Source organism: Streptomyces sp. NPDC014734 (assembly GCF_043083325.1).
GTDB lineage: Bacteria > Actinomycetota > Actinomycetes > Streptomycetales > Streptomycetaceae > Streptomyces.
Map to the genome: position 1 here is coordinate 329,002 of NZ_JBIBYN010000004.1, position 25,426 is coordinate 354,427.

The window sequence follows — 25,426 nt, forward strand, 5'->3', positions numbered from 1 at the left end:
CGCCCACCCCCCCCACGGCGCCTGGGGTTTTTTATTTCCGTGGGGGGGGGGGGGGGGGCCGCCCCCCCCCGGGGGGGGGGGGGGGGGGGGCCGGGGCCCCCCGGCCCCCCCCCCCCCCGGAGCCGCGGAACTGGCAACCCCCCGCCGAGGCCCGGCAGGCTCCGACGGGCGCTGTCGACCCACTGGTACGCCTGGACCATGGTCGCCCCGGTCGTCGTCGTGATCGGCGTGATCATCGGATACCCGCTGGTCCGCGGCGTCTACCTGTCGATGACCGACGCCAACGAACGCAATGTCGCCCGGTCCATCGGTGTCAACCACATGCCCGCCACGTACGAGTTCGTGGGCCTGGACAACTACACCGAAGCGCTCACCGGTCACCAGTTCCTCGGCACGCTCGGGTGGACGCTGGTGTGGACGGTCTCCTGCGTGGCCATCACCTTCTGCCTCGGGATGGCCCTCGCCAACATCCTCAACCGCCGCATCGCGGGCCGCTCGGCGTACCGGATGGCGCTCATCCTGCCCTGGGCCATCCCCGGTTTCGTCTCCGTCTTCGCCTGGCGGTTCCTCTACAACGAGGACCGCGGCCTGCTCAACAAGATCCTCTCCGGCACCGGCATCGACGGCATCCCCTGGCTGAACGACCCCACCTGGGCGAAGTTCTCCGTGATCGCCGTCAACGTCTGGCTCGGGGTGCCGTTCATGATGGTCGCCCTGCTCGGCGGGCTGCAGTCCATTCCCAGCGAGCACTACGAGGCCGCGGAGATGGACGGCGCCACGGCCTGGCAGCGGTTCCGCCACATCACGCTGCCCGGACTGCGGCCGGTCTCCACCACGGTGATCCTGCTCTCCACCATCTGGACCTTCAACATGTTCCCGGTGATCTTCCTGCTGACCCGCGGCGGACCCGGCGAGGCCACCCAGATCCTGGTCACCCAGGCGTACAAGTTCTCCTTCGAGATCAGCCCGCGCGACTTCGCCCAGTCCTCCACCTGGGGCGTGCTGATCCTCGTGCTCCTGCTGATCTTCGCCGCCGTCTACCGGCGAGTCCTGCGCACCCAGGGAGACGACTGGTGACCACCGCCCCCGCACCCACCGCGGCCCGCGAGGTCCGGCCGCGCGGCGAGCGTTCGCCGGTCGCCTCCGTCGCGCTGCACCTCACGCTCGTCGTGGCGTCCGTGATCGCCGTCTTCCCCGTGCTGTGGGTCCTGCTCACCTCGCTGAAGCCCGCCGCGTACGCGACGACCACGGACTTCTTCAAGGAGACGACGTTCGAGAACTACACGAACCTGATCCGGGACACGAAGTTCCTCACCTGGTTCGGCAACTCCCTGCTCGTCGCGGGGTTCACCACGCTTCTCGGCGTCATCGTCTCCGCCTCCACCGGCTATGCCGTCAGCCGCTTCCGGTTCCCCGGCAAGCGCGGGCTGATGTGGACGCTGCTGATCACCCAGATGTTCCCGGTCGCCGTCCTCATCGTGCCGATCTACAACATCATGTCGGGCATGGGGCTGCTCAACCAGCCCGCCGGACTCGTCATCACCTACCTCACCATCTCGGTGCCGTTCTGCGCCTGGATGATGAAGGGCTTCTTCGACACCATCCCGCGCGAGATCGACGAGTCGGGCCAGGTCGACGGCCTCACCCCGTTCGGCACGTTCTGGCGGCTCGTCCTGCCGCTCGCCAAGCCCGGCCTCGCCGTCACCGCGTTCTACTCCTTCATCACCGCGTGGGGCGAAGTCGCCTACGCCTCCGCCTTCATGGTCGGCGAGGACAACCTCACCCTCGCCGGCGGTCTCCAGCTCTTCGTCAACCAGTACGGAGCCCAGTGGGGGCCGATGACCGCCGCGTCCGTGCTGATCGCGATACCCGCGGGCCTGGTCTTCCTCTTCGCCCAGCGCCACCTGGTCACCGGCATGTCCGCCGGAGCCGTCAAGGGCTGACGACAGCGCCCCGCGCGCCCCGTACGCCCCGCACGCACCACGTCACGGCGCCGCCGGACACCCCACCAGGTCTCCGGCGGCGCACCCACCCCGACACCCCAGGGACGACATGACCCAGCACCTCGCTGCCCCCTCCACCGGCACGTCCGCCGACGCTCCGGCCCACCAGACCGGCTGGTGGCAGGACGCGGTGATCTACCAGGTCTATCCACGGAGCTTCGCCGACGGCAACGGTGACGGCATGGGCGACCTCGCGGGCGTACGCGGCAGACTCCCGTACCTCAGGGACCTCGGCGTCGACGCCGTCTGGCTCAGCCCCTTCTACGCCTCCCCGCAGGCCGACGCCGGCTACGACGTCGCCGACTACCGGGCCATCGACCCCATGTTCGGCACCCTGCTGGACGCCGACGGGCTGATCCGGGACGCCCACGAACTGGGCCTGCGGATCATCGTCGACCTGGTGCCCAACCACTCCTCCGACCGGCACGACTGGTTCCGGCGCGCCCTCGCCGAGGGCCCCGGCTCCGCGCTGCGCGACCGCTACCACTTCCGTCCCGGCAAGGGCGCGGACGGCGAACTCCCGCCCAACGACTGGGAGTCCGTCTTCGGCGGTTCCGCCTGGACCCGCACCACCGACCCGGACGGCACCCCCGGCGACTGGTACCTCCACCTCTTCGCGCCCGAACAGCCCGACCTCAACTGGGAACACCCGGCCGTCGCCGACGAGTTCCGCTCGATCCTGCGCTTCTGGCTCGACATGGGCGTCGACGGCTTCCGGGTCGACGTCGCCCACGGCCTCGTCAAGGCCGAGGGCCTGCCCGACCTCGGCACCCACGACCAGCTCAAACTGCTCGGCAACGACGTCATGCCGTTCTTCGACCAGGACGGCGTCCACGAGATCTACCGCTCCTGGCGCACCATCCTCGACGAGTACCCCGGCGACCGGATCGCGGTGGCCGAGGCATGGACCCCCACCGTGGAGCGCACCGCGAACTACGTGCGCCCCGACGAGATGCACCAGGCGTTCAACTTCCAGTACCTCTCCACCGCCTGGGACGCCGCCGAGCTGCGCACGGTCATCGACGCCTCGCTCGACGCGATGCGCCCGGTCGGCGCCCCCACCACCTGGGTGCTGTCCAACCACGACGTGACCCGGCACGCCACCCGGTTCGCCAACCCGCCCGGCCTCGGCACCCAGATCCGCACCGCCGGCGACCGCGAGCTGGGCCTGCGCCGGGCCCGCGCCGCCACCCTGCTGATGCTGGCACTGCCCGGCTCCGCCTACGTCTACCAGGGCGAGGAACTCGGCCTGCCCGACGTCACCGACCTGCCCGACGAGGTCCGTCAGGACCCGTCGTTCTTCCGGGCCGCCGGTCAGGACGGCTTCCGCGACGGCTGCCGGGTCCCGATCCCGTGGACCCGCGAAGGGAGTTCGTACGGCTTCGGCGACGGCGGAAGCTGGCTGCCGCAGCCCGACGGCTGGGGTGAGCTGAGCGTCGAGGCGCAGACCGGGGCCGAGGGTTCCACCCTGGAGCTGTACCGGGCCGCGATCGCCGCCCGCCGGACGCACCCCGGACTCGGCGCGGGAAGCGAGGTGGAGTGGCTCGACGCCCCCGAGGGGCTGCTGGTCTTCGCCCGTCCCGGCTTCGTCTGCACCGTCAACACCACGGACCGTCCGGTCCGCGTCCCGGTGCGCGGCAGCGTCCTGCTCGCCAGCGACCCGGTTTCCACCGACGGCGCCGAGTTCGAGCTGCCCGCCGACACCACGGTGTGGTGGACGGTGTGACGATCGCGGGAACCGGCGGTGCGCCGAGACTCTCGGACATCGCCGGCCGGGCGGCGGTCAGCGAGGCGACCGTCAGCCGGGTGCTCAACGGCAAGCCCGGCGTCGCGGACCCCACGCGGCGCCGGGTGCTGGCCGCGCTGGACGTGCTGGGCTACGAACGCCCCGTACGGCTGCGGCAGCGCAGCGCCGGGCTCATCGGACTGGTGACGCCCGAACTCACCAACCCGATCTTCCCGGCGTTCGCGCAGGCCGTGGAACAGGTCCTGGCCGGGCACGGCTACACCCCGGTGCTCTGCACCCAGATGCCCGGCGGCGCCACCGAGGACGAACTCGTCGAGCAACTCGTCGAACGCGGCGTCGACGGCATCGTCTTCCTCTCCGGGCTGCACGCCGACCTGTCGGCCGACCCGGCCCGGTACGCCGCTCTGCGCGAGCGTGGCGTGCCGTTCGTGCTGATCAACGGCTGCAACGAACGGATCAGCGCCCCGTTCGTCTCGTCCGACGACGCCGCCGCCGTACGGATGGCCGTCGGCCACCTCGTCGAACTGGGACACCGCAGGATCGGTCTGGCCGTCGGCCCGCAGCGCTACGTCCCGGCCCGCCGCAAGCGCGACGGCTTCGTCGAGGCCGCGGGCCGGCTCCTGGGCCTGGACCGAGCCGAGGCCGAATCCCTCGTCTGCACCACCCTGTTCAGCGTCGAGGGCGGCCAGGTCGCGGCGGGCGCGCTGCTCGACCAGGGGTGCACGGGAGTCGTCTGCGGCAGCGACCTGATGGCGCTGGGCGTGGTGCGCGCGGCCCGCAACCGCGGCCTCGACGTGCCGGGCGACGTCTCGGTGGTGGGTTTCGACGACTCGCAGCTGATCGCGTTCACCGACCCGCCGCTGACGACGGTGCGCCAGCCGGTGCGGGCGATGGCGGGGGCCGCGGTGAGCGCCCTGCTGGAGGAGATCGGCGGCAGCCCGGTGCAGCGCACGGAGTACGTGTTCCAGCCGGACCTGGTGGTGCGGGGATCGACCGCCGCCGCCCGGGACGCCTGACCGGCACCCGGGGAGGGAGGCGGGTTCCAGGGGCGTCGCAACACGAGTGATCAACTGGCTGCTGTCAGGAGCTCGGTGGCCGGGTCCGCAAGTCCTTCGGGGGTGACTTCGGAGCCGATGGGAGTGTGCCCGCGGTCATGCGCCGAGGCGGAGACGGCCGGTGAGGTCGAGGGCGCCTTCGGAAGGACCGCATCCCGTTCGGCGGCCCGGCGTCTTCGTATGTGCCGTCGAGGCGGTCACCGCGACGGCAACTCGGCTCTGAGCCCCGGCTTGACCTCAACCTCGCTTGACGTTCCACGCTGGGCGCACGGCGACGACAGGAGGCTCGTGTGACAACGCTTCAGCTGCCGGATCTGGCCCGGCCCGATGCCGGGACCACACTGATCAGCGAGTGGATCGTGGACACGCCGGACCGTCAGGAGCGGGCGGCCCGGGCACTGCTCGGGGAGTGGGACGAGCTGTCGGCCAGGTTTCGCCCCGAGGCCTTCCTGCGGCTCAGCTGCTTCGCGAGCGCTGACGGGCGTGTGCTGCTCAGTGTCGCGCAGTGGACCAGCGACGACGCCCATCTCGCCTTCGTCCGCGAACACCGGGCTGAGATGGTCGGCCGCATCGACCGCGAGATCCCGGGGATCCGGCGTCCCGGGCTGGTCCGCTACCGGTTGGCGCACACCGTCGCGACGGACGGCGCCGACGGCGGCACGACCGATGTGATCGTCGTCGCGCGCGCCGGGAGCGAGCCGGGGGACCCTGCCGCGCGATGGGCCGAGGTCACTGCTGACCGGCTACGGGCGGCTCCGCCTCCCGGCATGGGCACCGCGCACGTGTTCGTGAGCGAGGACGGTGCGCGCGGCCTGCTCTACGCACCGGTGACACAGGCGAATGACGTTGCCGGTGCGCGGCCCCACCGGCTGCTCGGAGCCGTCGCGGGACCGGATGCCGGTGCGGACGGCGGGGGACCGGCGGGCGGGGGTTCGGCGTTCTGACGGTGCAGGAGGGCGTGGCCGACGCCTGACAGCCGTTCCGGTGGGAGTTCACGGTGCCGGTGCGTGTCCGGAGCCCTCGATTGCCACACGCACGGGAGAGCCCCCGGGCCGGCCCGGGACGGGCCTGCGGGGAAGCGGCCCCGGGGCCTCTCCGTGCTGTGACCGGCCCGGCCGGCCGGGCGCGTGGGATCCGGCGTGCCGGACCCGCGGCCGACCGGGCCGGAGTCGGGACGAACCTAACAGGGTCGCAATATCTTGCGTAAGTCCTTGCAGGGAGAAATCTCCGAGATTTCATCGATGTGAGCGGGACGTAATCGAGTGATGTCCAGGGGGTTGACCGTGACAGGTCAGACTCGTACGGTCTGCTGCGCACGGTCTTTTGCAGACTTGCTGCAAGAACCTTCATATCGGCCCGGGGGGCAGGAGAGGGGGGCGCCCCCCGCCGCTCCCTCCGGGTCGTAAGCCTTCAGGGCACGGCGCGTTGCCATGCGAGGCTGCTCCGCCATCCCCCGCACTTCCCCCACCGCAGGAGGAAAGTCATATGGCACGCAGATCGCTGTCTGCCTCGCTCGCCCTCGCCATGGGCGCCGCCGTCCTCGCCGTCCCGGCCGGGCTGGGCGCCGCCACCGCCGCCCGGGCCTCGGCGCCGGGTGACAAGGATGTCACCGCCGTTCTCTTCGAGTGGAAGTTCGACTCCGTGGCCAGGGCGTGCACGGACACCCTCGGTCCGGCCGGCTACGGATACGTACAGGTCTCGCCGCCCCAGGAGCACATCCAGGGCGGCCAGTGGTGGACCTCGTACCAACCGGTCAGCTACAAGATCGCCGGACGGCTCGGTGACCGCGCCTCCTTCGCGAACATGGTGAACACCTGCCACGGCGCGGGCGTCAAGGTCGTCGCCGACGCCGTCATCAACCACATGTCGGCGGGATCGGGCACCGGCACCGGCGGCTCCGCGTACAGCAAGTACGACTACCCCGGCCTGTACTCGGCGCCCGACATGGACGACTGCACCGCGCAGATCAGCAACTACCAGGACCGGGCGAACGTCCAGAACTGCGAACTCGTCGGCCTCGCCGACCTGGACACCGGCGAGGAGTACGTCCGCGGCCGGATCGCCGGATACCTCGACGACCTCCTCTCCCTCGGCGTCGACGGCTTCCGGATCGACGCCGCCAAGCACATACCCGCCGCCGACCTGGCGAACATCAAGTCACGGCTGAGCAAGCCGGACGTCTACTGGAAGCAGGAGGCGATCCACGGGGCCGGGGAGGCGGTCCAGCCCGACGAGTACACCGGCACCGGCGACGTCCAGGAATTCCGGTACGCCAGGAGCCTCAAGCAGGTTTTCACCAACCGGAACCTCGCCGATCTGAAGAACTTCGGCGAGGGCTGGGGCTTCATGCCCTCGTCCACGTCCGCGGTCTTCGTCGACAACCACGACACCGAGCGCGGCGGCGACACCCTCAACTACAAGGACGGCTCCGCGTACACCCTGGCCAGTGTCTTCATGCTGGCCTGGCCGTACGGCTCCCCGGACGTGCACTCGGGCTACGAGTGGTCCGACAAGGACGCCGGACCGCCCAACGGCGGCACGGTGAACGCCTGTTACAGCGACGGATGGAAGTGCCAGCACGCCTGGCGGGAGATCTCCTCTATGGTCGGTCTCCGCAACACCGCACGGGGCCAGGGCGTCACGGACTGGTGGGACAACGGCGGTGGCCGGATCGCCTTCGGGCGCGGCGCCAAGGCGTACGTCGCGATCAACCACGACGACTCCTCGCTGACCCGTACCTTCCAGACCTCGCTGGCGTCCGGCGACTACTGCGACGTGCAGTCCGGCAAGGGCGTCACCGTCGACGGCTCCGGCCGGTTCACCGCCACCCTCGGCGCGCACACCGCCGTCGCCCTGCACACCGGCGCCCGCACCTGCGCCGGAACCGGCGGCGGCGACAACGGCGGTGACAACGGCGGCGAAACCGGCGAGTCCGGCGCCTCCTTCGGCGTCGACGCCACCACCGTCCCGGGCCAGAACATCTACGTCACCGGTGACCGGGCCGCCCTCGGCAACTGGAACCCCGCCAGCGCCCTGAAGCTGGACCCGGCGACGTACCCCGTCTGGAAGCTGGATGTCGCCCTGCCCGCCGGGACCGCGTTCGCGTACAAGTACCTCCGCAAGGACGCGAACGGCAACGTCACCTGGGAGAGCGGCGCCAACCGCACCGCCACCGTCCCGCCCACCGGCCGCGTCGCCCTGACCACCGACGTCTGGCGCGACTGAGAGCCGGTCGGGTTGCCTTCGACCGGAAGGCGGACGCGGCATGGTGCGTGCGCTTCCAAGGCGCCGGGAGGGCCCAGTGGCGGAGCCGCTCGGTCATGCCGGAAACGCCGGACGCGTGCGTGCCAGGACGTGGCCGCCCGGTCAGAGGCCACCCGGCAGGCTCTGGACCCCCACCCTCCCGCGGGCCGGGACGCGCGACGGCGCGCCCCGGCCCGCACCGCTGAGCCGGACCGTGCCCGGCAACCGCCCGGCCCGCCCCGAAAGCCCGAGGAGAACCCTTCCGTGTCCCGAACCACCCTCAGACGCGGAGTCGTCGCCGCACTGTGCGCGGCACTGCTGCCCGTCGTCCCGGCGGCGACCGCCTCCGCCGCGCCCAGGCCCCCGGCCCCGCCCCCGGACGCGAAGCTCGCCCGGGAACCGGCAAGGCACGACCTGACCCGCGAGCAGTTCTACTTCGTCATGCCCGACCGGTTCGCGAACGGCGACACCGCCAACGACCTCGGCGGACTCACCGGTTCACGCCTGGAGACCGGCTACGACCCCACCGACAAGGGCTTCTACCAGGGCGGCGACCTCAAGGGCCTGACCGGCCGTCTCGACTACATCAAGGGCCTGGGCACCACCGCCATCTGGCTCGCCCCGATCTTCAGGAACCGCCCGGTCCAGGGCACCGGCAAGGACGCCTCGGCCGGGTACCACGGCTACTGGATCACCGACTTCACCCAGGTCGACCCGCACTTCGGTACCAACGCCGACCTGTCGGAACTCATCGACAAGGCCCACGGCAAGGGCATGAAGGTCTTCTTCGACGTCATCACCAACCACACCGCCGACACCGTCGACTACGCCGAGAAGGAGTACGGCTACAGGCCCAAGGGCGCCTACCCCTACCTGGACGTGAACGGCCGCCCGTTCGACGACGCCCGGGGCATGGCGAAGGTCGGCCCGGACTCCTTCCCGTACACCCCCACGAGCACCGGCGGCAAGGTCCCGGCCTGGCTCAACGACCCGACGATGTACCACAATCGCGGCGACTCGACCTACGCCGGGGAGTCCACCGCCTACGGCGACTTCTCCGGTCTTGACGACCTGTGGACCGAGCGGCCCGAAGTCGTCTCCGGCATGGAGAAGATCTACCAGAAGTGGGTCCGCGACTTCGACATCGACGGATTCCGCATCGACACCGTCAAACACGTCGACCTGGACTTCTGGACCCAGTGGGCGACGGCCCTCGACACCTACGCCGCGCGCCACGGCCGCGAGGACTTCTTCATGTTCGGCGAGGTCTACTCCGCCGACACCGCCGTCACCTCGCCCTACGTCACCCGGGGCCGGCTCGACGCCACACTCGACTTCCCCTTCCAGGAGGCGGCCCGCCAGTACGCCTCCCGGGGCGCCCCCGCCTCGAAGCTCGCCGCCGTCCTCGCCGACGACTACCGCTACACCACCGACAAGGCCAACGCCTACGAACAGGTCACCTTCCTCGGCAACCACGACATGGGCCGCATCGGGACGTTCGTCGAGCAGGACAATCCCGAGGCCGACGACGCCGAACTCCTCGCCCGCACCCGGTTCGCCAACGAACTGATGTTCCTCAGCCGCGGCAACCCCGTCGTCTACTACGGCGACGAACAGGGCTTCACCGGCGCCGGCGGCGACAAGGACGCCCGCCAGACCATGTTCGCCTCGAAGACCGCCGACTACCTCGACGACGACCAGATCGGCACCGACCGCACCCACGCCTCCGACGCCTACGACACCACGCACCCGCTGTACCGGAACATCGCCGCCCTCTCCGAGCTGACCCGGAAGCACCCGGCCCTGCGCGACGGGGTCCAGACCGAGCGGTACGCCGAGGGCTCCGTCTACGCGTTCTCCCGCACCGATCCCGACCGGCCGAACGAATACCTCGTCGCCGCCAACAACGCCACCGGCCCGCGCACCGTCGAGCTGCCCACCGCGTCCCCCCGGACGGACTTCAAGACGCTGTACGGCGGTTCCGGCACCGTCCGCAGCGGCGCCGACGGCAGGCTCACCGTCACCGTGCCCGCCCTGTCCGGCGTCGTGCTGCGCGCGCAGAAGGCATCGGCCGACCCCGCCGCCAAGCCCTCGATCACGCTGAGGGCCCCGGCCGCCGGAGCCACCGGCACCGTGGAGATCAGCGCCGACGTCGACGGCGGAACGCTCGACCGCGTCGTGTTCGCCGCGCAGACCGGCAACGGGAAGTGGGCCGTGCTCGGCTCCGCCGACCACGCCCCGTACAAGGTCACCCAGCACCTCGACGACACCGTGACGGCCGGGACCCCCCTGCGCTACAAGGCGGTCGTCGTCGACCGCCGGGGCCGCACCGCGAGCGCCCTCGCCACCACCACCGCAGGACAGGCACCCCCGGCCGAGAAGCCCGTCGCCGTCGAACGGGACCACGTCGTCGTCCACTACCGGCGCACCGACGGCGACTACGACGGCTGGAAGCTCAGGTCCGGCGACACCACCGCCGGCTTCACCGGGCGCGACGCCTACGGCGCCTTCGCCTGGATCGAGCCCGGCGAGGGCGTCACCTCCGTCCCGTACACCGTCGAGAAGGACGGCACCGCCGACGGACCGCAGCGCAGCGTCGACCTCGCCAGGACCGGCCAGGTCTGGATCGAACAGGGCGGCACCGGCCAGTCGGACACCGCCCCCGACGGCGCCCAACCGCCGCAGGACACCGGCAGGGCCGTCCTGCACTACTACCGGCCCGACGGTGCCTACGACGGCTGGGGACTGCACACCTGGACCGGGGCGACGCATCCCACCGACTGGGCAGCACCGCTGCGGCCGGTGAAGGTGGACGCCTCCGGGGCCACCTTCGAGGTCCCGCTCGCCGAGGGCGCCGACTCGCTCTCCTACATCCTCCACCGGGGCGACGAGAAGGACCTGCCCGCCGACCAGTCCCTCGACCTCACCACCTACGGGCACGAGGTCTGGCTGCTCGGCGCCACCCCCGGCTACCTGCTGCCGCAGACCGGCACCGCACCCGCACCCGACCTCACCCGGGCCGAGGCGCAGTGGATCGACGCCGACACCGTCGTCTGGGACGTCGAGGCCACCGGGGCCACCAGCCAGCAGCTCGTGTACGCGCCCGACGGCGGCATCACCGTCGTCGACGGGGCACTCTCCGACGAGGGCCGGTGGATCCGGCTCACCCCGTCCGCGCTGACCGACGCCCAGAGGGCGAAGTACCCGCACCTCAAGGACCGTCCGGCCTTCACCGTCGACGCCCGCGACCGGCGCAGGGTCCGCGAGGCACTGCGCGGCCAGCTGATCGCCACCCAGCGCGCCGCGAACGGCGCCCTGCTCGCCGCCACCGGCGTCCAGAGCCCGGGTGCCCTCGACGACCTGTACGGGAAACACGCGACGACGGCCGCGCTCGGCCCGGTCTTCGACCGCGGCCGTCCCACGCTGTCCGTCTGGGCGCCCACCGCCCGCACCGTCGCCCTCGAACTCGACGGCCGCCGCGTCCCGATGCGCCGCGACGACCGCACCGGCGTCTGGTCCGTCACCGGCACGAAGGCGTGGACCGGCAAGCCCTACCGCTACCTGGTGGACGTGTGGGCCCCCACCGTCCGGAAGATGGTCACCAACAAGGTCACCGACCCCTACTCCACCGCCCTGACCACCGACTCCGCGCGCAGCCTCGTCGCCGACCTCGACGACCCGGGGCTCGCGCCCGGCGGCTGGTCCGCGCTGCGGAAGCCCGCCGCCGTCCCGCCGCGCGACGCGCAGATCCAGGAACTGCACATCCGCGACTTCTCCATCGCCGACCGCACCTCCGGGCACCCCGGTGAATACCTCGCCTTCACCGACACCCGCTCCGACGGGATGAAACACCTCAAGCGACTCGCCGACGCGGGCACGAGCTACGTCCACCTGCTCCCCGCCTTCGACATCGGCACCGTCCCCGAGAAGAAGTCCGACCGGCGAGAACCCGCCTGCGACCTGTCCGTGTACGCCCCCGACTCCGCCGAGCAGCAGGCCTGCGTGGCGAGGACCGCCGCCCGCGACGGCTTCAACTGGGGCTATGACCCGCTGCACTTCACCGTCCCCGAGGGCTCCTACGCCTCCGACCCGAACGGCACCCGGCGCACCGTCGAGTTCCGGCGGATGGTGCAGGGACTGAACGGCGCCGGACTGCGCACCGTCATGGACGTCGTCTACAACCACACCGTCGCCGCCGGCCAGGACGACAGGTCCGTACTCGACCGGATCGTCCCCGGCTACTACCAGCGGCTGCTCGACGACGGCACCGTCGCCACCTCGAGCTGCTGCGCCAACACCGCCCCCGAACACACCATGATGGGCAAGCTCGTCGTGGACTCGGTCGTCACCTGGGCCAAGCAGTACAAGGTCGACGGCTTCCGCTTCGACCTGATGGGCCACCACCCCAAGGCCAACATCCTCGCCGTCCGCGCGGCGCTGGACGCGCTGACCGAGGCGAAGGACGGCGTCGACGGCAAGGAGATCATCCTGTACGGGGAGGGCTGGAACTTCGGCGAGATCGCCGACGACGCCCGGTTCGTCCAGGCCACCCAGAAGAACATGGCCGGCACCGGCATCGCCACCTTCTCCGACCGGGCCCGCGACGCCGTCCGCGGCGGCAGCCCGTTCGACGAGGACCCGGGCGTGCAGGGCTTCGCCACCGGCCTGTACACCGACCCCAACACCTCGGCCGCCAACGGCACGAAGGCCGAACAGCGGGCCCGGCTGCTGCACTACCAGGACCTGATCAAGGTGGGCCTCACCGGCGACCTCGCCGACTACACCTTCACCGACTCCTCGGGCCGCACGGTCAAGGGCTCCGACGTCGACTACAACGGCGCCCCCGCGGGCTACGCCGCCGCCCCCGGCGACGCCCTCGCCTACGCGGACGCCCACGACAACGAATCGCTCCACGACGCACTCGCCTTCAAGCTCCCGGCGGGCACGTCGGCGGCCGACCGGGCCCGGAGCCAGGTCCTCGCGATGGCGACGGCCACCCTGTCCCAGGGGCCCTCGCTCTCCCAGGCAGGCACCGACCTGCTGCGCTCCAAGTCCCTGGACCGCAACTCGTACGACAGCGGGGACTGGTTCAACGCCCTGCACTGGGACTGCCGCGACGGCAACGGCTTCGGCCGCGGGCTGCCCCCGGCCGCCGACAACGAGCCCAAGTGGCCCTACGCACGGCCGCTGCTGGCCGATCCCGCGATCAAGCCCGGGTGCGCCCAGATCCAGGGAGCCTCCGCCGCCTACCGGGACCTGCTGACCATCCGCACCACGGAACGGGACTTCTCCCTCGCCACCACCGGGCAGGTGCAGAACGCGCTGTCCTTCCCGCTCTCCGGGAAGGACGAGACACCGGGCGTGATTACCATGCGGCTCGGCAGGCTCGTCGTCGTCCTCAACGCGGGCCCCGGCACCGCCTCCCAGACCGTCGCCGACCTGGCGGGAAAGCGCTACACCCTGCACCCCGTCCAAGCGGCGGGCGCAGATAATACCGTCAAGAAGTCGATCTACGAGAAGAGTTCGGGAAGGTTCACCGTTCCGGGACGCACCGTGGCGGTCTTCTCCCTCAACGGCCCCGCACAGGGCTAGGTTGGGACCCAGCGACCGCCGGGCGGCGCCGCACCACCGTGCTGCCCGGCGGGCTCTTCCCACCCTCGGCCGGTCCCGGCCCCGCTCCGACGTACCAGGTCACTCCCATGCCTGGGCCGCACCGGACCGGGGCCGGGGCCGACCGGTCCACCTGTTTCGGCGACGGTGACCATGGCGAGCGACATCCCCGAGGAGACGACGAGCTTTGTCGGACGGAAAGCGGAACTCGCCGGGCTGGAACACACCGTCGCCGCCCACCGGCTGACCACCCTCACCGGCAGCGGGGGCGTGGGCAAGACCAGGCTCGCACTCCGCGCAGCCCGGCAGGCGGCCCCCGCCCACCGCGACGGCGCCCGGTGGGCGGACCTGTCCCCGCTCCACGACGACAGCCTGCTCATCGCGACAGTCTCCGACGCCGTCGGACTGTCCGACCACACACTGCGGATGCCCATCGACGCGCTGTGCGAATGGCTCGCCGACAAGGAACTGCTCCTGGTCCTCGACTCCTGCGAACACCTGCTCCCCGCCTGCGCCCACCTGCTCGGCGAGATCCTCACCACCTCACCCGGCCTCACCGTGCTGGCCACCAGCCGCCAGCCCCTGGGGCTCCGGGGCGAGCGGCTCGTCGAGGTGACACCGCTGCCCGTCGAGGGCGCCGGCGACGCACTCACCCTCTTCCGCGACCGGGCCGCCGCGGCCGCCCCCGACCTGGCCCTCGACGCACCGGGCAACGCCGCTGCCGCGACCGAGATCTGCCGCAGTCTCGAAGGCATCCCGCTCGCCATCGAACTCGCGGCCGGTGCAGTGGGCGAGGACACCGTCGAGCAGGTCGCCGAACGGATCGGCACCCGCTTCGAGGTGCCGTCCGACGCGTCGGCCCGGCCGCCGCGCCACCGCACCCTGCGCACCGCCATCGGCTGGAGCCACGAGCTGTGCACCCCCCTGGAACGGCTGCTCTGGGCCCGGCTGACCGTCCTGCGCGGCGGCTTCGACGAGGCCACCGCCCGTGAGGTCTGCGCCGGGGGACCGCTCACCGAGGACGGGGTGACCGAGGCACTGAACGGCCTGGTCGCCAAGTCCGTCGTCCGGCGGGACGGCGCGTGCCACCGGATGCTGGACACCATCCGCGAGTACGGCCGGATGTGGCTCGGCGAACTCGGCGAGGAACGGGCCGCCGCCGACCGGCACGCCGTCTGCTTCCTCGGCCTGGCCCGCAACGCCCACGCGGGCTGGACCGGCGACGACCAGATCACCTGGTACCACCGGATCGCCGACGCGCACGCCGATCTGTGCGCGGCCCTGGACCACCTGCTGGTCCACGACACCGAGGCCGCCCAGGAGATGGCGGGCCGGATCGGCTTCTTCTGGTGCTGCTGCGGCCATCTGCCGCAGACCCGCGACTACGCGCAGCGCGCCCTGGACGCCGGCCCGTCCGAGGGCCCGCACCGCACCCGGGCGCTGTGGGTGCTGGGCATCACCGTCGTGCTCCAGGGCGACTACCCGACCGCCCGCCGACTGGGCAGGGAGTGCACCAGGGCCGCGGCCCGGGACGGCACCGACGAGGGCATCCTCTCCGCCGCCTACCTCTGCGGTCTCACCCACCTGATGACCGGCCAGCCCGAGGCGAGCCTGCGCCGGATCGAACAGGTCCTGCGCACCACCAGCGTCACCAACCGGCTGGAGGCCGCCTACCAGCTGCGCTGCCACCTCATCACCGTCTTCGCGCTGACCAGCCTCGGCCGTCTGGACGAGGCGGCCGGAGCCGCCAGGCGGCTGCGGGCCGTCTGCGAGGTCCAGGACGAGTGCTGGACCCGTAGCTACGTCGACTACCAGCTCGCCCTGATCGCCCTGCTGCGGGGCGACGCCGACACCTCCGCCGCCCACGCCCGCTCGATGATCGCGGGCAAGTACCGTCTCCGTGACCGTTTCGGCATCGCGCTCGGGCTGGACATCCTCGCCGCGGCGATCGCCGCCCAGGGGGCGGGGGCCCGCGCCGCCCGCGTCTACGGCACCGGGCAGGTCTACTGGCGCATGGTCGGTCATCCGCAGCGCGGCACCCCCGAACTGGGTCCGCTGCGCGAGGCCTGCGAACGCCAGGCCCGGGCCGCCGTCGGCGACGCGGCCTATCAGCGCGCCTACGAGCGGGGCCGGGCGGACAACGCCGAGGTCGGACTGGCGGCGGCGCTCCAGGGCGAACTGCTCCTGTAGGGAAGCCCCGGGTGCCCCGGCCGCGCCCCGCCGGACGGCCCCGGTACCGCCGGGGCCCCGGTCGTCACGGCAGTCGTTGCGCGGGAACGGCCGGAACGGCGGGCGCCAGCGCGGAGAGCCGGTTCAGCAACTCGCCGAACGGCCCGTCCGCCGGTTCCCGCGCGAGTACCCGCAGAACGATGCCCGCCATCTCCGTGTCGTACGCGGCGCTCACCGCCGCCAGCGCCGCGAAGTCGTGCACCAGTTGCAACTCCAGCTCCTGGCGCGGAACCCGCCGCCCGTCCAGCCAGATCAGCGCCGTCGACTCGGCCAGCGACACCCACGACCGCACCACCAGCTCCAGCCGTGCCGGGGGAGCCTCGACCCCGAGATGGGCAAGGATCTGCTCGTAGGCGGCCTGCCGCACCCCGTCGATCATCGCGTTGGCCGTCGAGGAACCGGCCGCCGGTCCGCCCCGCATCAGTGCCGAGAACCCGGGGCCGTGCTCGTCGACGAAGTCGAAGAACCGCTCCATCACCCTCAACAGCCGCTCTCCGAGGGGGCCTTCGCGGGGTTCGACGAACCGGGCGGACAACTCCTCCGCCGCTCTGCGCAGCGCCGCCTCGTACAGGCTCTGTTTTCCCGGAAAGTAGTGGTAGACCAGGGGCCGCGAGATCCCGGCCGCCGCCGCGATCTCGTCGATCGACACCTCGTCCGGGGCGCGGTGGCTGAACAACTCCAGCGCGACACCGATCAACTGCTGCCTGCGCTCCTCGACGCCCATCCTGCGCCGCACCCCGGTCGTCATGCCGGACAGCGTACCGAGTGGGGCGGTGCCCCCGGGGCGGCGGGCTTCCGCCGAGGTCCTCCGCGCGACGGCCGGCCCGTACCCGTCTACAGGTCCAGGACCAGCCGTTCTCCCCGGCACCGGGACACGCAGATCAGCATCGCGTTCTCCCGTTCCGCGTCCGTCAAGAGCTCGTCGCGGTGGTCGACCTCGCCCTCCAGGACGCGTTGTTGACACGTGCCGCAGAAGCCCTGTTCACAGGAGTACGCCACGTACGGGAGTTCCTCGCGGACCGCGGCCAGCACCGACTGCCCGGCCGCCACCGCGACGGTGCGGCCCGAGCGGCGCAGTTCGACCTCGATCGGTCCGGAGTCCGCGGCCGACGTGCCCGCCGCGGCGAAGCGTTCCAGGTGGAGGGTGCGGCCGGGCGGCAGGGCGGCGGCGACCGCGTCCATCAGGGGTTCCGGGCCGCAGCAGTACACGGCGGTGCCCTCGGACGTGTCCGCCAGGGCCGCGGTCGCGTCCGGGCGACCTGCCTCGTCCTCGGGGACCACCGTCACCCGGCCGCCCTCCGCGCCCAGCTTCTCGATCTCGTCGAGGAACGGCATCGTGGCGCGGGACCGTCCGCCGTACAGCAGATGCCAGTCGGCCCCCGAGGCGGCGACCGCGCGCAGCATCGGCAGGACCGGCGTGATGCCGATGCCGCCCGCGACGAAGAGGTACGCGGGCGCCTCGACCAGGGGGAAGCGGTTGCGCGGGGCACGGACCTCGATCTCGTCGCCCTCGCGGAGCCGCTCGTGGACCTCCCGGGAGCCGCCCCGGCCGTCCTCCACCAGCCGGGCCGCGATGGTGTACGTGCCGGTGGCGTCCGGGTCGCCGCACAGCGAGTACTGCCGGACCAGGCCGGAGGGCAGCAGCAGATCGAGATGCGCGCCGGGCTGCCAGGCGGGCAGGTCAGGTCCCTCCAGGCGGAGTCGGACCACGCCCTCGGCCGGGACGGTCCGTTCGGTGACGAGCAGGCGGCGGGTGGTGGTGGACCTGCGTTGCGAGTGGCCCGAGACGGGGGTCTCCAGGGCGGGCAGCGGCCACAGCGGGGAGCGCCGGACGCGTCGGCGCAGGGCTCGCCTGGCGAGCAGGGCGGCGCCGACGGCGACCACGACGGTGCGCGGACGGGGCAGGGGGAGAGGCATGGTCAGCGGGCCCCCGCCGTCCGGGCCTCGGCGGCCGTCGCCGCGGGGGAGCGGGCGAGGTAGTCCATCGCCTGGTCCGTGCTGCCCTCCTGCGAGGGGTGGTAGGAGCGGCTCAGGTAGCGGGGGACGGAGCGCAGCAGGTCGCCCGTCGCGGGCAGGGTGCCGCGCCTGCCGCTGGTGTAGAACTCCCGGAACGACGCCTTTCCGTCCAGCAGGCTCGGGTCGTTCTCCATGAAGAAGCGGGTACCGCGCTGCCAGAGGAAGAGCAGTGCGGTGAAGGCCGTCGCCCAGGTCCGCACCCGCCGCCGGTAGCCGCCGTCGACATGCATGAACACGTCGAACGCGACCGAGCGGTGCTCGACCTCCTCCGCGCCGTGCCAGCGCAGCAGGTCCAGCATCGTCGGGTCGGCGCCCCGCCGGTCCAGTTCGTCGGCGTTGAGGACCCAGTCGCCGAGGAACGCGGTGTAGTGCTCGATCGCCGCGATCGTCGCCACCCGCTCCATCAGCCACCACTTCCGGGCCCGCCCCGGTGGCATCGTCCGGTCGCCGAGGAGCTTCTCGAAGAACCAGTCGACCTGCGCGGTGTACGGCGTCGGGTCGAGCCCGAGCTCCCTCAGACGCGGCAGCACGTCGTCGTGCGCCTGGGAGTGCACGGCCTCCTGCCCGATGAACCCGATGACGTCCTGGCGCAGTTGTTCGTCGTGGATGTGGGGCAGCACCTGCCGGTAGACCTGGATGAACCAGCGCTCCCCGGCGGGCAGCAGCAGATGGAGCACATTGATCGTGTGCGTGGTGAACGGGTCGCCCGGTACCCAGTGCAGGGGAGTCCTCTCCCAGGCGAAGGAGACCTTGCGGGCCTTGAGTGGGGTCCGCTCCGACACGACCGGCGCCGGCTTCGTGTTAGACATGTTGTCAATGTACTGATCGGTACCGCGCCGGAACAGAGGCGTGCGGGGATTTTCCGGTCGTGGACGGCGGCGGCGTCTGCGCGTCGAGGTGCCGGTTCCTGACGGCGGCGGCCTCCGCGTCGAGGTGCCGGTTCCTGACGGCGGCGGCCTCCCGCACGCCACCGAACCGTGGGCCGTTCTCGGCGGCCTCCCGAACGACTCGGCCGGTCCGGACACCGGTCCTGGCTCCTCGACCCGTCGGTGCGCCACCTCCAGTGGTACCCGGCCGAGGCCGACGTCTCGATCCGGCCCGGTCAGCCCCGGTCCAGGTAGGCGAGCACCGCGAGAACACGGCGGTTGTCGTCGTCGGACGGCGGCAGGCCGAGCTTCTGGAAGATGTTCGAGGTGTGCTTGGCCACCGCCCGTTCCGTGATCACCATCTGCGCGGCGATCGCCCCGTTGGAACGCCCCTGCGCCATCAGTTCGATGACCTCCAGTTCGCGCGGGGTCAGCCCGCCCATCGGCTCGTCCCGCGAACGCCGGGACAGCAGTTGCGAGATGACCTGCGGGTCCATCGCGGTGCCGCCCGCCGCGACCCGGCGCACCGCGTCGATGAACTGCTCGGCGTCGAAGACCCGGTCCTTGAGCAGATAGCCGATGCCGCCGTTGCCGTCCGCCAGCAACTCGCGGGCGTACAACTGCTCCACGTGCTGCGAGAGCACCAGCACCGGCAGGCCCGGCCTGGCCCGCCGCGCCGCCAGCGCGCACTGCAGGCCCTCGTCCGTGTGGGACGGCGGGAGCCGGACGTCGACGACCGCGATGTCAGGCTCCGACTCGGCCAGCGCGCGGGTCAGTTCGGGTCCGCTCTCGACAGCCGCCGCGATCTCGAAGCCGTACGCCTCCAGCAGGCGGACGAGACCGTCGCGCAGCAGGAAGAGGTCTTCGGCTAGGACAACTCGCAAGGGATCTCCATGGTCACCATGGTGGGACCGCCCGCGGGGCTGCTGACGGCCATGACGCCGTCGAATGTACCGAGTCGGCGTTCGATTCCGCTCAGGCCCGAACCGCCTCCGACCTTCGCGCCGCCCGACCCGTTGTCGGTGACGCAGACCCGCAGCGCGCCCCGCACGTGACGGACGTCGACCTGGACGCGGTCCGCCCCCGAGTGCTTGACCACGTTCGTCAGGGACTCGCTCACCGCGAAGTAGGCGGCCGACTCGACAGCGGCGTCCGCCCGGCCGCCCAACTCCACCAGCACCTCCGCCTCGACGGGCAGCCTCAGCGCCAACGCCCGTACCGCGTCGCCCAGTCCGCGCTCGGCGAGGACCGGCGGATGGATGCCGCGGACCAGATCGCGCAACTCCGTGAGCGCCTCGGCCGACGACTCGCGGGCCATGGCGAGGAGCTTCTTCGCCTGTGCCGGGTCCTTCTCGATCAGCGCCTCCACGACACCCAGATTCATCCCCATCGCGACCAGCCGGGCCTGCGCCCCGTCGTGCAGATCCCGCTCGATGCGCCGCAGTTCCGAGGCCGCGGTGTCCACCGCCTCATGCCGGGTCTCGGTGAGCCGGTCGATGCGCCGGACCAGTTCCTCCTCCTGCGAAGGGGCCAGCATCGCGCGGGTGAGCAGGAAGTGCACCCGCAGCAGCGGCTCGCTCGCCAGCAGACCGATCGCGAGGATCGCCACACCGAGCGCCGCCGCCGCGAGCCCCGTCGCCTGGCTGTCGACCGGCACGAACCCGTACCAGTACCGGTCGTCGGTGAAGACCCGCCACAGCCCGGCCGCCAGGACGAAGCCCTCCACCGGGTAGATCAGCAGCGCTGCCGCCAGGGTCACCAGCAGGTAGCCGGCCGTCATGTCGACCATCAGCCACCTCAGGTCCCGCCAGGTCGCCGGGTCCTTCAGCATCAGCGAGGTCCGCTCCACCTGCCCGACGACGCCGGTGCGCAGATCCCCGGGAAAGGGGCGGTACGGGACCGGGACGCGGACCCCGCACCAGGTGGCCGCGAGCAGCCGCCGCCGAAGCGCGTGCCTGCGGGTCAGGTTCAGCACGTAGGGGGTGGTGATCAGACCGATCCCCAACGGGACGCAGGCGATCGAGAGCACGGCCCACACGAAGAGCGTCAGCGACCCGGCAAGGGAGGCGAACGACAGGACGATGCTCCGCCCCGCGGTTCTCGGCACACCCCGCACCCGGGTGCGTATCGCGTTCAGCTGGCTCATTTCTCCCCCTCGCAGGGCCCTGTGTCCGGGCTCGCCCGGACACAGTCTCTCCCGGCGGCTTCCGCACGCGTCAGCCGTTTCGCCTCCTGGCCGGGGTGTACCCAGCACCACCCCGCCGACCTCGCCCCACGGCTCCGGGAGAGGGGGGACCGACGGCTGGGGCGGCCGGTCGCCCGTTCCTAGATTCCTCGGCACGAGGCGACGACGGGGCCGTCACCGTGTCCACGGCCGCACCCCTTCCCTCGCACGCATGTCCGACCGATCTCATCCGACCCCTGGGGGCGACATGGCCATGAGGCGCGACCTCGCGGCACGCATCGGTGTGTGGAGCGCACACCACCGCACCACAGCTGTTCTCGGCTGGCTGATCTTCGTCCTACTGGCCACCGGCATCGGCGGCGCGTCCGGCCTTGTCGAGATGTCCGACGCGGAGAACGCCGCCGGTGAATCGGCACGGGCCGAACGCATCCTCGACGACGCGGGCCTGCGCAAACCGGCCGGCGAACTGGTCATGGTGTCCGCCACCGAGGCGGGCCACTGGCAGGACGCGGCCCGCGCGGTCTCCGCGGCGATCCGCGGAACCGGCGAGGTCACGGGCCTCGGGGCCCCGATCCCTTCCCGGGACCGCAAGGACGCGCTGATCAGCTTCGAGATGAAGGGCGACGCGGCGACCGCGCCCGACCGGGTGCGGCCCGTACTCGACGCCGTGTCCGCGGTCGGGGCGGACCACCCCGACGTGACCATCCATCAGTTCGGCGACGCCAGTGCCGGGAAGTGGCTCGGCGACCTGCTCTCCGAGGATTTCAAGAAGGCCGAGTTCACCGCCGTCCCGCTGGCCCTGGGCATTCTGCTGGTCGCCTTCGGCGCCGTCGTCGCGGCGCTGCTCCCGGTCGGCCTCGCGCTGACCGCGTGCATGGCGGCCTTCGGGCTGCTGTCGCTCGCCAGCCACCGGCTGCACCTGTTCCAGACCACCTACTCGGTGATGTTCCTGATGGGCTTCGCCGTCGGTGTCGACTACTGCCTCTTCTACCTGAGGCGGGAGCGCGACGAGCGCGCGGCGGGGCACGACGCCGGGACGGCGCTGCGCATCGCGGCGGCGACCAGTGGCCGGGCCGTACTGGTCTCCGGGGTCACGGTGATGGTCGCGATGGCCGGCATGTTCCTGTCCGGACTGATGCTGTTCAAGGGGTTCGCCCTCGCCACGATCATCGTGGTCCTCGTCGCGATGCTGGGCTCGGTGACGGTGCTGCCCGCGCTGCTCTCCATGCTGGGCGACCGGGTCGACGCGGGACGGGTACCCCTCCTCGGCCGGCGCGGGAACCGGCACGCGCGCACCAGCGGCGGGTTCGCCGGCAAGGTGCTGAGGCCGGTTCTGGCCAGGCCGAAGATCTTCGCCCTCGCCTCCGCCGCCGTTCTGCTCGTCCTGGCCGCGCCCGCCCTCGGCATGAAGACCGAACAGCTGGGTCTGGAGAAGCAGTTCGGCTCCGGCTCACGGCTCTCCGTCTCCTACCGGCAGATCCAGGAGAAGTTCCCCGGCGGACCCGCCCCCGCCCGGGTCGTGGTCAAGGCCGACGACATCGAGGCCCCGGCACTGCGCGAGGCGTTCGCGGGCTTCGACGAGGTGACGGTCCACCGCGAGCAGAACGTGGCCGAGATCCAGGTGCCGCTTCCCGACGGTGCGGCATCCCTCTCCGAACTGCGCCGCGAGCGGCTGCCCGCCGCGTTCGACGGGACGGGTGCGCAGGTCCATGTGACCGGTGAGACGGCCGGGTCCGTCGATTTCAACGACCAGTTGAGGCGCGGCATCGTGCCCGTCCTCGCCTTCATCACGGCGGTGACGTTCCTGCTGATGCTGCTCTGCTTCCGCTCGTACGTGATCGCCCTGACCGCGATCCTGCTCAACCTGCTCTCCGTGGCCGCCGCGTACGGAGTGATGGTCGCCGTGTTCCAGCACGGCTGGGGCGCCTCACTCATCGGTTCGGAGGGGGTCGGCGCGATCGAGGCGTGGATTCCGCTGTTCGTCCTTGTCGTCCTGTTCGGACTCTCCATGGACTACCACGTGTTCGTGGTCTCCCGGATCAGTGAGGCCCGCGAGCGGGGGCTGAGCACCCGGGACGCGATCGACGAGGGCATCCGGCGGACGGCCGGCGCGGTCACCGGCGCGGCCGTGATCATGGTCGCGGTCTTCGCGGTCTTCGGGACGCTGTCCATGCAGGACATGCAGCAGATGGGGGTCGGCCTCGCCGTCGCGGTTCTGCTGGACGCCACGCTCGTCCGCATGGTCCTGCTGCCGTCCGTGATGACGCTGCTGGGGGAGCGGAACTGGCGCACCCCGCGAGGAACGTCCCGCTTGCCGGATTCCGGGCGGCAGGGTGAGCCGGCGACGGAACCGGTGACGCCCGGAGTCCCGGTCCTGCCGGGAACGCGGGGCTGACCTCCGGCCCGCCCCCGGTCGCGGAACCGCCCCGGCCCGGTACGCACCGGGGCGGGGCGGGCCGGGGCGGGGCGGTGTGCGTGTCGGGCCGCGGTGCCGGGCCCGCCGGCCTCAGGGAGCGTACTTGTAGCCGACGCGCCGTACCGTCTGGATCGAACGGCGGTGCTCGGCGCCCAGCTTGCGGCGCAGCCGGGCGACGTGGACGTCCACGGTGCGCCCGTCGCCGACATGACCGTAGCCCCAGACCGTCGTCACCAACTGGTCCCGGGTGTGCACCCGGTGCGGGTGCGCGACGAGATGGGCGAGGAGTTCGAACTCCAGGTAGGTGAGGTCGAGCGGCGTCCCGTTCACGGCCGCCGTGCGCTGCACGGGGTCGATGCGCACCGGACCGGCAGCCGGTTCGTCCACCGGTGGGACCACCACGTACTGGCCCGCCGCGGCGGCGCCCGGCTGCTGATCGGCCGGTACGAGGACCAGGTAGCCGATCATCGGCGGCCTGCCGGGCAACGCCGGAACGGTGTGCTGGGGCGCGGGCAGCCAGGTGGCGCCCGGCGGCAGGAACTCCGCCACGTCGGCGGGCCGGACGACCTCCCCGGGGTCGACGGCGCGCAATCGATGGCGGCCGGGGGACAGCGGGCGGGCGGTGGCGACGGAAGCCGCCGGAGGAGCCGCGGTGGCAGTGGTGGCAGCGGTGACAGTGGTGGAGAGGGCACGAACGTTCTTCATGGGGGTCAGCTCTTTCGCGCGAAGGAGTCGTCTGCGGACGGACTTGCTTGCGCGCGGGCCGAAGGCCGCGATGAGCGGTTTTAGAGGGCCTGCGCGTTCCACGCGCGGCAACACACCCGGTCGAAGTCGTGGTGCTGACGGGACGGCCAGAACGGTTCGAGGTCCCTGCGACCCGTCGAGGTGTACTGGATACCGGCCATGGCCCCATTCAACCAGACAACGCGACGGCGCAGCAGGCCTCTGCCACCCGCCGTCGCGACTCCCGGTGTTGGCTTCCTCACTCCGGGGTCGCCCGGGACGATGCGCCGATGCCGATGCCGATGCCGATGCCGATGCCGATGCCGATGCCGGTCACCCGGCTCCCGGTTCGACGCGACGGGGTGTCACCGGTGCCCCGCCACCCGTGCCCGCCCCCGGCTCAGCCCACGAGCCGCTTGCGCCAGTCCAGCGGCGACAGTTCGATCGCCCGGTCCGGCGAACCGTCCCACTCCACCGTCAGACCCGCCTCGCGCAGCGCCGCCGTCACCTCGTGGCCCACGGCGGTCGTCGTCTCCGCCGACTCGTCGAATCCGCCGTAGTACAACGAGAGTCCATGACCCGCCGCCGCGCCCTGCGTGCACTGCGTGTGGAAGAAGACGAAACCGCGCGCGTCCTCGCGCCCGGCCTCATGTATCTCGCCGAGCCCGCACGAACGGCAGCAGGAGAAGTGCTCCCGCGCCGTGATCCCGCGCTCGTCCAGCGTGGCGAACGCCCGCTCCAGCCGGTCCGCGTCGGTCGTGTCCGACCACTGCCGCTGCTCCTCGACCCGCTCCAGCCAGAGCCGTTCCGCCAGCTGCTGCGCCTGCTCCGATGTCACCGGACGCACCCCGTCCGCCACGAGATGCTCCTCGGCGGCCTCGGCGAGGTCGCTCACCGTCCCGTACCCGCACCGGAGCAGCAGCCGAACCTGCTCCTCCAACTGCTCCCGGATCTCGTCGGGAAGGCCGGGCACCGGCTTCTCCTCCGGCATCCCGGCGTCCTCCCACCCGACGCCCGCGTCCCACTCCGGCTCCTCGCGCGCCCAGCGGACCATGAGCCCGGCGACCCGCTCCGGCTCGCCGATCATCGCCCTGCGGTGGGTGGCCGGCCCGCCGGAGCGGCGTTCCAACTGGTAGTCGCCACCGTGCTCGTGCCAGACCTGCACATAGGTGCCCGGAATATCCGGTATGCGCTGCACGACCAGGAAGTGGTCGTCCTCCCCGCCGATCCGGTGCACCAGATCGCTCAGTACCCGGTCCGTCACACGGACGTGGGTCTGCCAGTTCTCGGTCTCCACCTTGATGTCGAGCATGCTCCGACCCTCGCACACACC

At 71.8% G+C, this 25,426-nt stretch carries 16 protein-coding genes; 9 read left to right on the plus strand and 7 right to left on the minus strand.

Features of this window, described 5'->3' with window-relative positions:
* The first annotated feature begins 21 nt into the window (after window positions 1-21).
* The 8 genes from ACF1CT_RS10165 to ACF1CT_RS10200 all read left to right on the plus strand — a co-directional run bounded on the left by ACF1CT_RS10165 (window position 22) and on the right by ACF1CT_RS10200 (window position 15,848).
* Complete coding sequence (locus tag ACF1CT_RS10165; protein WP_391783441.1) at window positions 22-1,077, plus strand: carbohydrate ABC transporter permease; 1,056 nt, start codon at window positions 22-24, stop codon at window positions 1,075-1,077.
* On the plus strand, window positions 1,071-1,943 hold the full coding sequence (locus ACF1CT_RS10170) for a sugar ABC transporter permease (RefSeq protein WP_391783442.1): 873 nt from the start codon (window positions 1,071-1,073) through the stop codon (window positions 1,941-1,943). The genes ACF1CT_RS10165 and ACF1CT_RS10170 overlap by 7 nt, the downstream gene beginning before the upstream one ends.
* A gap of 109 nt (window positions 1,944-2,052) precedes the next feature.
* Window positions 2,053-3,729, plus strand: a complete 1,677-nt coding sequence (locus ACF1CT_RS10175; RefSeq protein WP_391783335.1) for a glycoside hydrolase family 13 protein — start codon at window positions 2,053-2,055, stop codon at window positions 3,727-3,729.
* Window positions 3,714-4,766: a LacI family DNA-binding transcriptional regulator gene (locus ACF1CT_RS10180; RefSeq protein WP_391783336.1), complete on the plus strand. Its 1,053-nt coding sequence runs from the start codon at window positions 3,714-3,716 to the stop codon at window positions 4,764-4,766. The genes ACF1CT_RS10175 and ACF1CT_RS10180 overlap by 16 nt, the downstream gene beginning before the upstream one ends.
* A gap of 329 nt (window positions 4,767-5,095) precedes the next feature.
* The gene (locus ACF1CT_RS10185; protein ID WP_391783337.1) at window positions 5,096-5,749 is read left to right on the plus strand and encodes an antibiotic biosynthesis monooxygenase; all 654 of its coding nucleotides are present in this window, start codon (window positions 5,096-5,098) and stop codon (window positions 5,747-5,749) included.
* 541 nt (window positions 5,750-6,290) lie between these two features.
* On the plus strand, window positions 6,291-8,030 hold the full coding sequence (locus ACF1CT_RS10190) for a carbohydrate-binding module family 20 domain-containing protein (protein WP_391783338.1): 1,740 nt from the start codon (window positions 6,291-6,293) through the stop codon (window positions 8,028-8,030).
* A gap of 282 nt (window positions 8,031-8,312) precedes the next feature.
* Window positions 8,313-13,640, plus strand: coding sequence for a pullulanase-type alpha-1,6-glucosidase (gene pulA / locus ACF1CT_RS10195; protein ID WP_391783339.1), 5,328 nt, complete (start codon window positions 8,313-8,315; stop codon window positions 13,638-13,640).
* A 171-nt stretch (window positions 13,641-13,811) separates the two neighbouring features.
* On the plus strand, window positions 13,812-15,848 hold the full coding sequence (locus ACF1CT_RS10200; RefSeq protein ID WP_391783340.1) for an ATP-binding protein: 2,037 nt from the start codon (window positions 13,812-13,814) through the stop codon (window positions 15,846-15,848).
* A gap of 64 nt (window positions 15,849-15,912) precedes the next feature.
* Here the strand turns inward: ACF1CT_RS10200 and ACF1CT_RS10205 are convergent, their stop codons facing one another.
* From ACF1CT_RS10205 to ACF1CT_RS10225, 5 genes are all read right to left on the minus strand, one after another.
* The gene (locus ACF1CT_RS10205) at window positions 15,913-16,635 is read right to left on the minus strand and encodes a TetR/AcrR family transcriptional regulator (RefSeq protein WP_391783341.1); all 723 of its coding nucleotides are present in this window, start codon (window positions 16,633-16,635) and stop codon (window positions 15,913-15,915) included.
* An 86-nt stretch (window positions 16,636-16,721) separates the two neighbouring features.
* Complete coding sequence (locus ACF1CT_RS10210; RefSeq protein ID WP_391783342.1) at window positions 16,722-17,804, minus strand: PDR/VanB family oxidoreductase; 1,083 nt, start codon at window positions 17,802-17,804, stop codon at window positions 16,722-16,724.
* A gap of 2 nt (window positions 17,805-17,806) precedes the next feature.
* Window positions 17,807-18,712 carry a metal-dependent hydrolase gene (locus tag ACF1CT_RS10215; protein ID WP_391783343.1) on the minus strand — a complete coding sequence of 302 codons (906 nt, stop codon included), beginning with the start codon at window positions 18,710-18,712 and terminating at the stop codon, window positions 17,807-17,809.
* Between the two features lie 293 nt (window positions 18,713-19,005).
* A complete protein-coding gene (locus ACF1CT_RS10220; RefSeq protein WP_391783344.1) occupies window positions 19,006-19,653 on the minus strand; it encodes a LuxR C-terminal-related transcriptional regulator in 648 nt (215 codons plus the stop codon).
* Window positions 19,638-20,915, minus strand: a complete 1,278-nt coding sequence (locus ACF1CT_RS10225; RefSeq protein WP_391783345.1) for a histidine kinase — start codon at window positions 20,913-20,915, stop codon at window positions 19,638-19,640. The genes ACF1CT_RS10220 and ACF1CT_RS10225 overlap by 16 nt, the downstream gene beginning before the upstream one ends.
* Window positions 20,916-21,207: 292 nt before the next feature.
* Here ACF1CT_RS10225 and ACF1CT_RS10230 point away from each other — a divergent pair, with 292 nt between their 5' ends.
* Entirely contained in the window at window positions 21,208-23,349 is a 2,142-nt protein-coding gene (locus tag ACF1CT_RS10230; RefSeq protein WP_391783443.1) for an MMPL family transporter, read from the plus strand.
* A 111-nt stretch (window positions 23,350-23,460) separates the two neighbouring features.
* On the opposite strand, the gene ACF1CT_RS10235 is transcribed toward ACF1CT_RS10230, so the two are convergent.
* The gene (locus tag ACF1CT_RS10235) at window positions 23,461-24,075 is read right to left on the minus strand and encodes a winged helix-turn-helix domain-containing protein (RefSeq protein ID WP_391783346.1); all 615 of its coding nucleotides are present in this window, start codon (window positions 24,073-24,075) and stop codon (window positions 23,461-23,463) included.
* A gap of 418 nt (window positions 24,076-24,493) precedes the next feature.
* On the minus strand, window positions 24,494-25,405 hold the full coding sequence (locus ACF1CT_RS10240; protein ID WP_391783347.1) for a DUF6891 domain-containing protein: 912 nt from the start codon (window positions 25,403-25,405) through the stop codon (window positions 24,494-24,496).
* Window positions 25,406-25,426 lie beyond the last annotated feature (21 nt).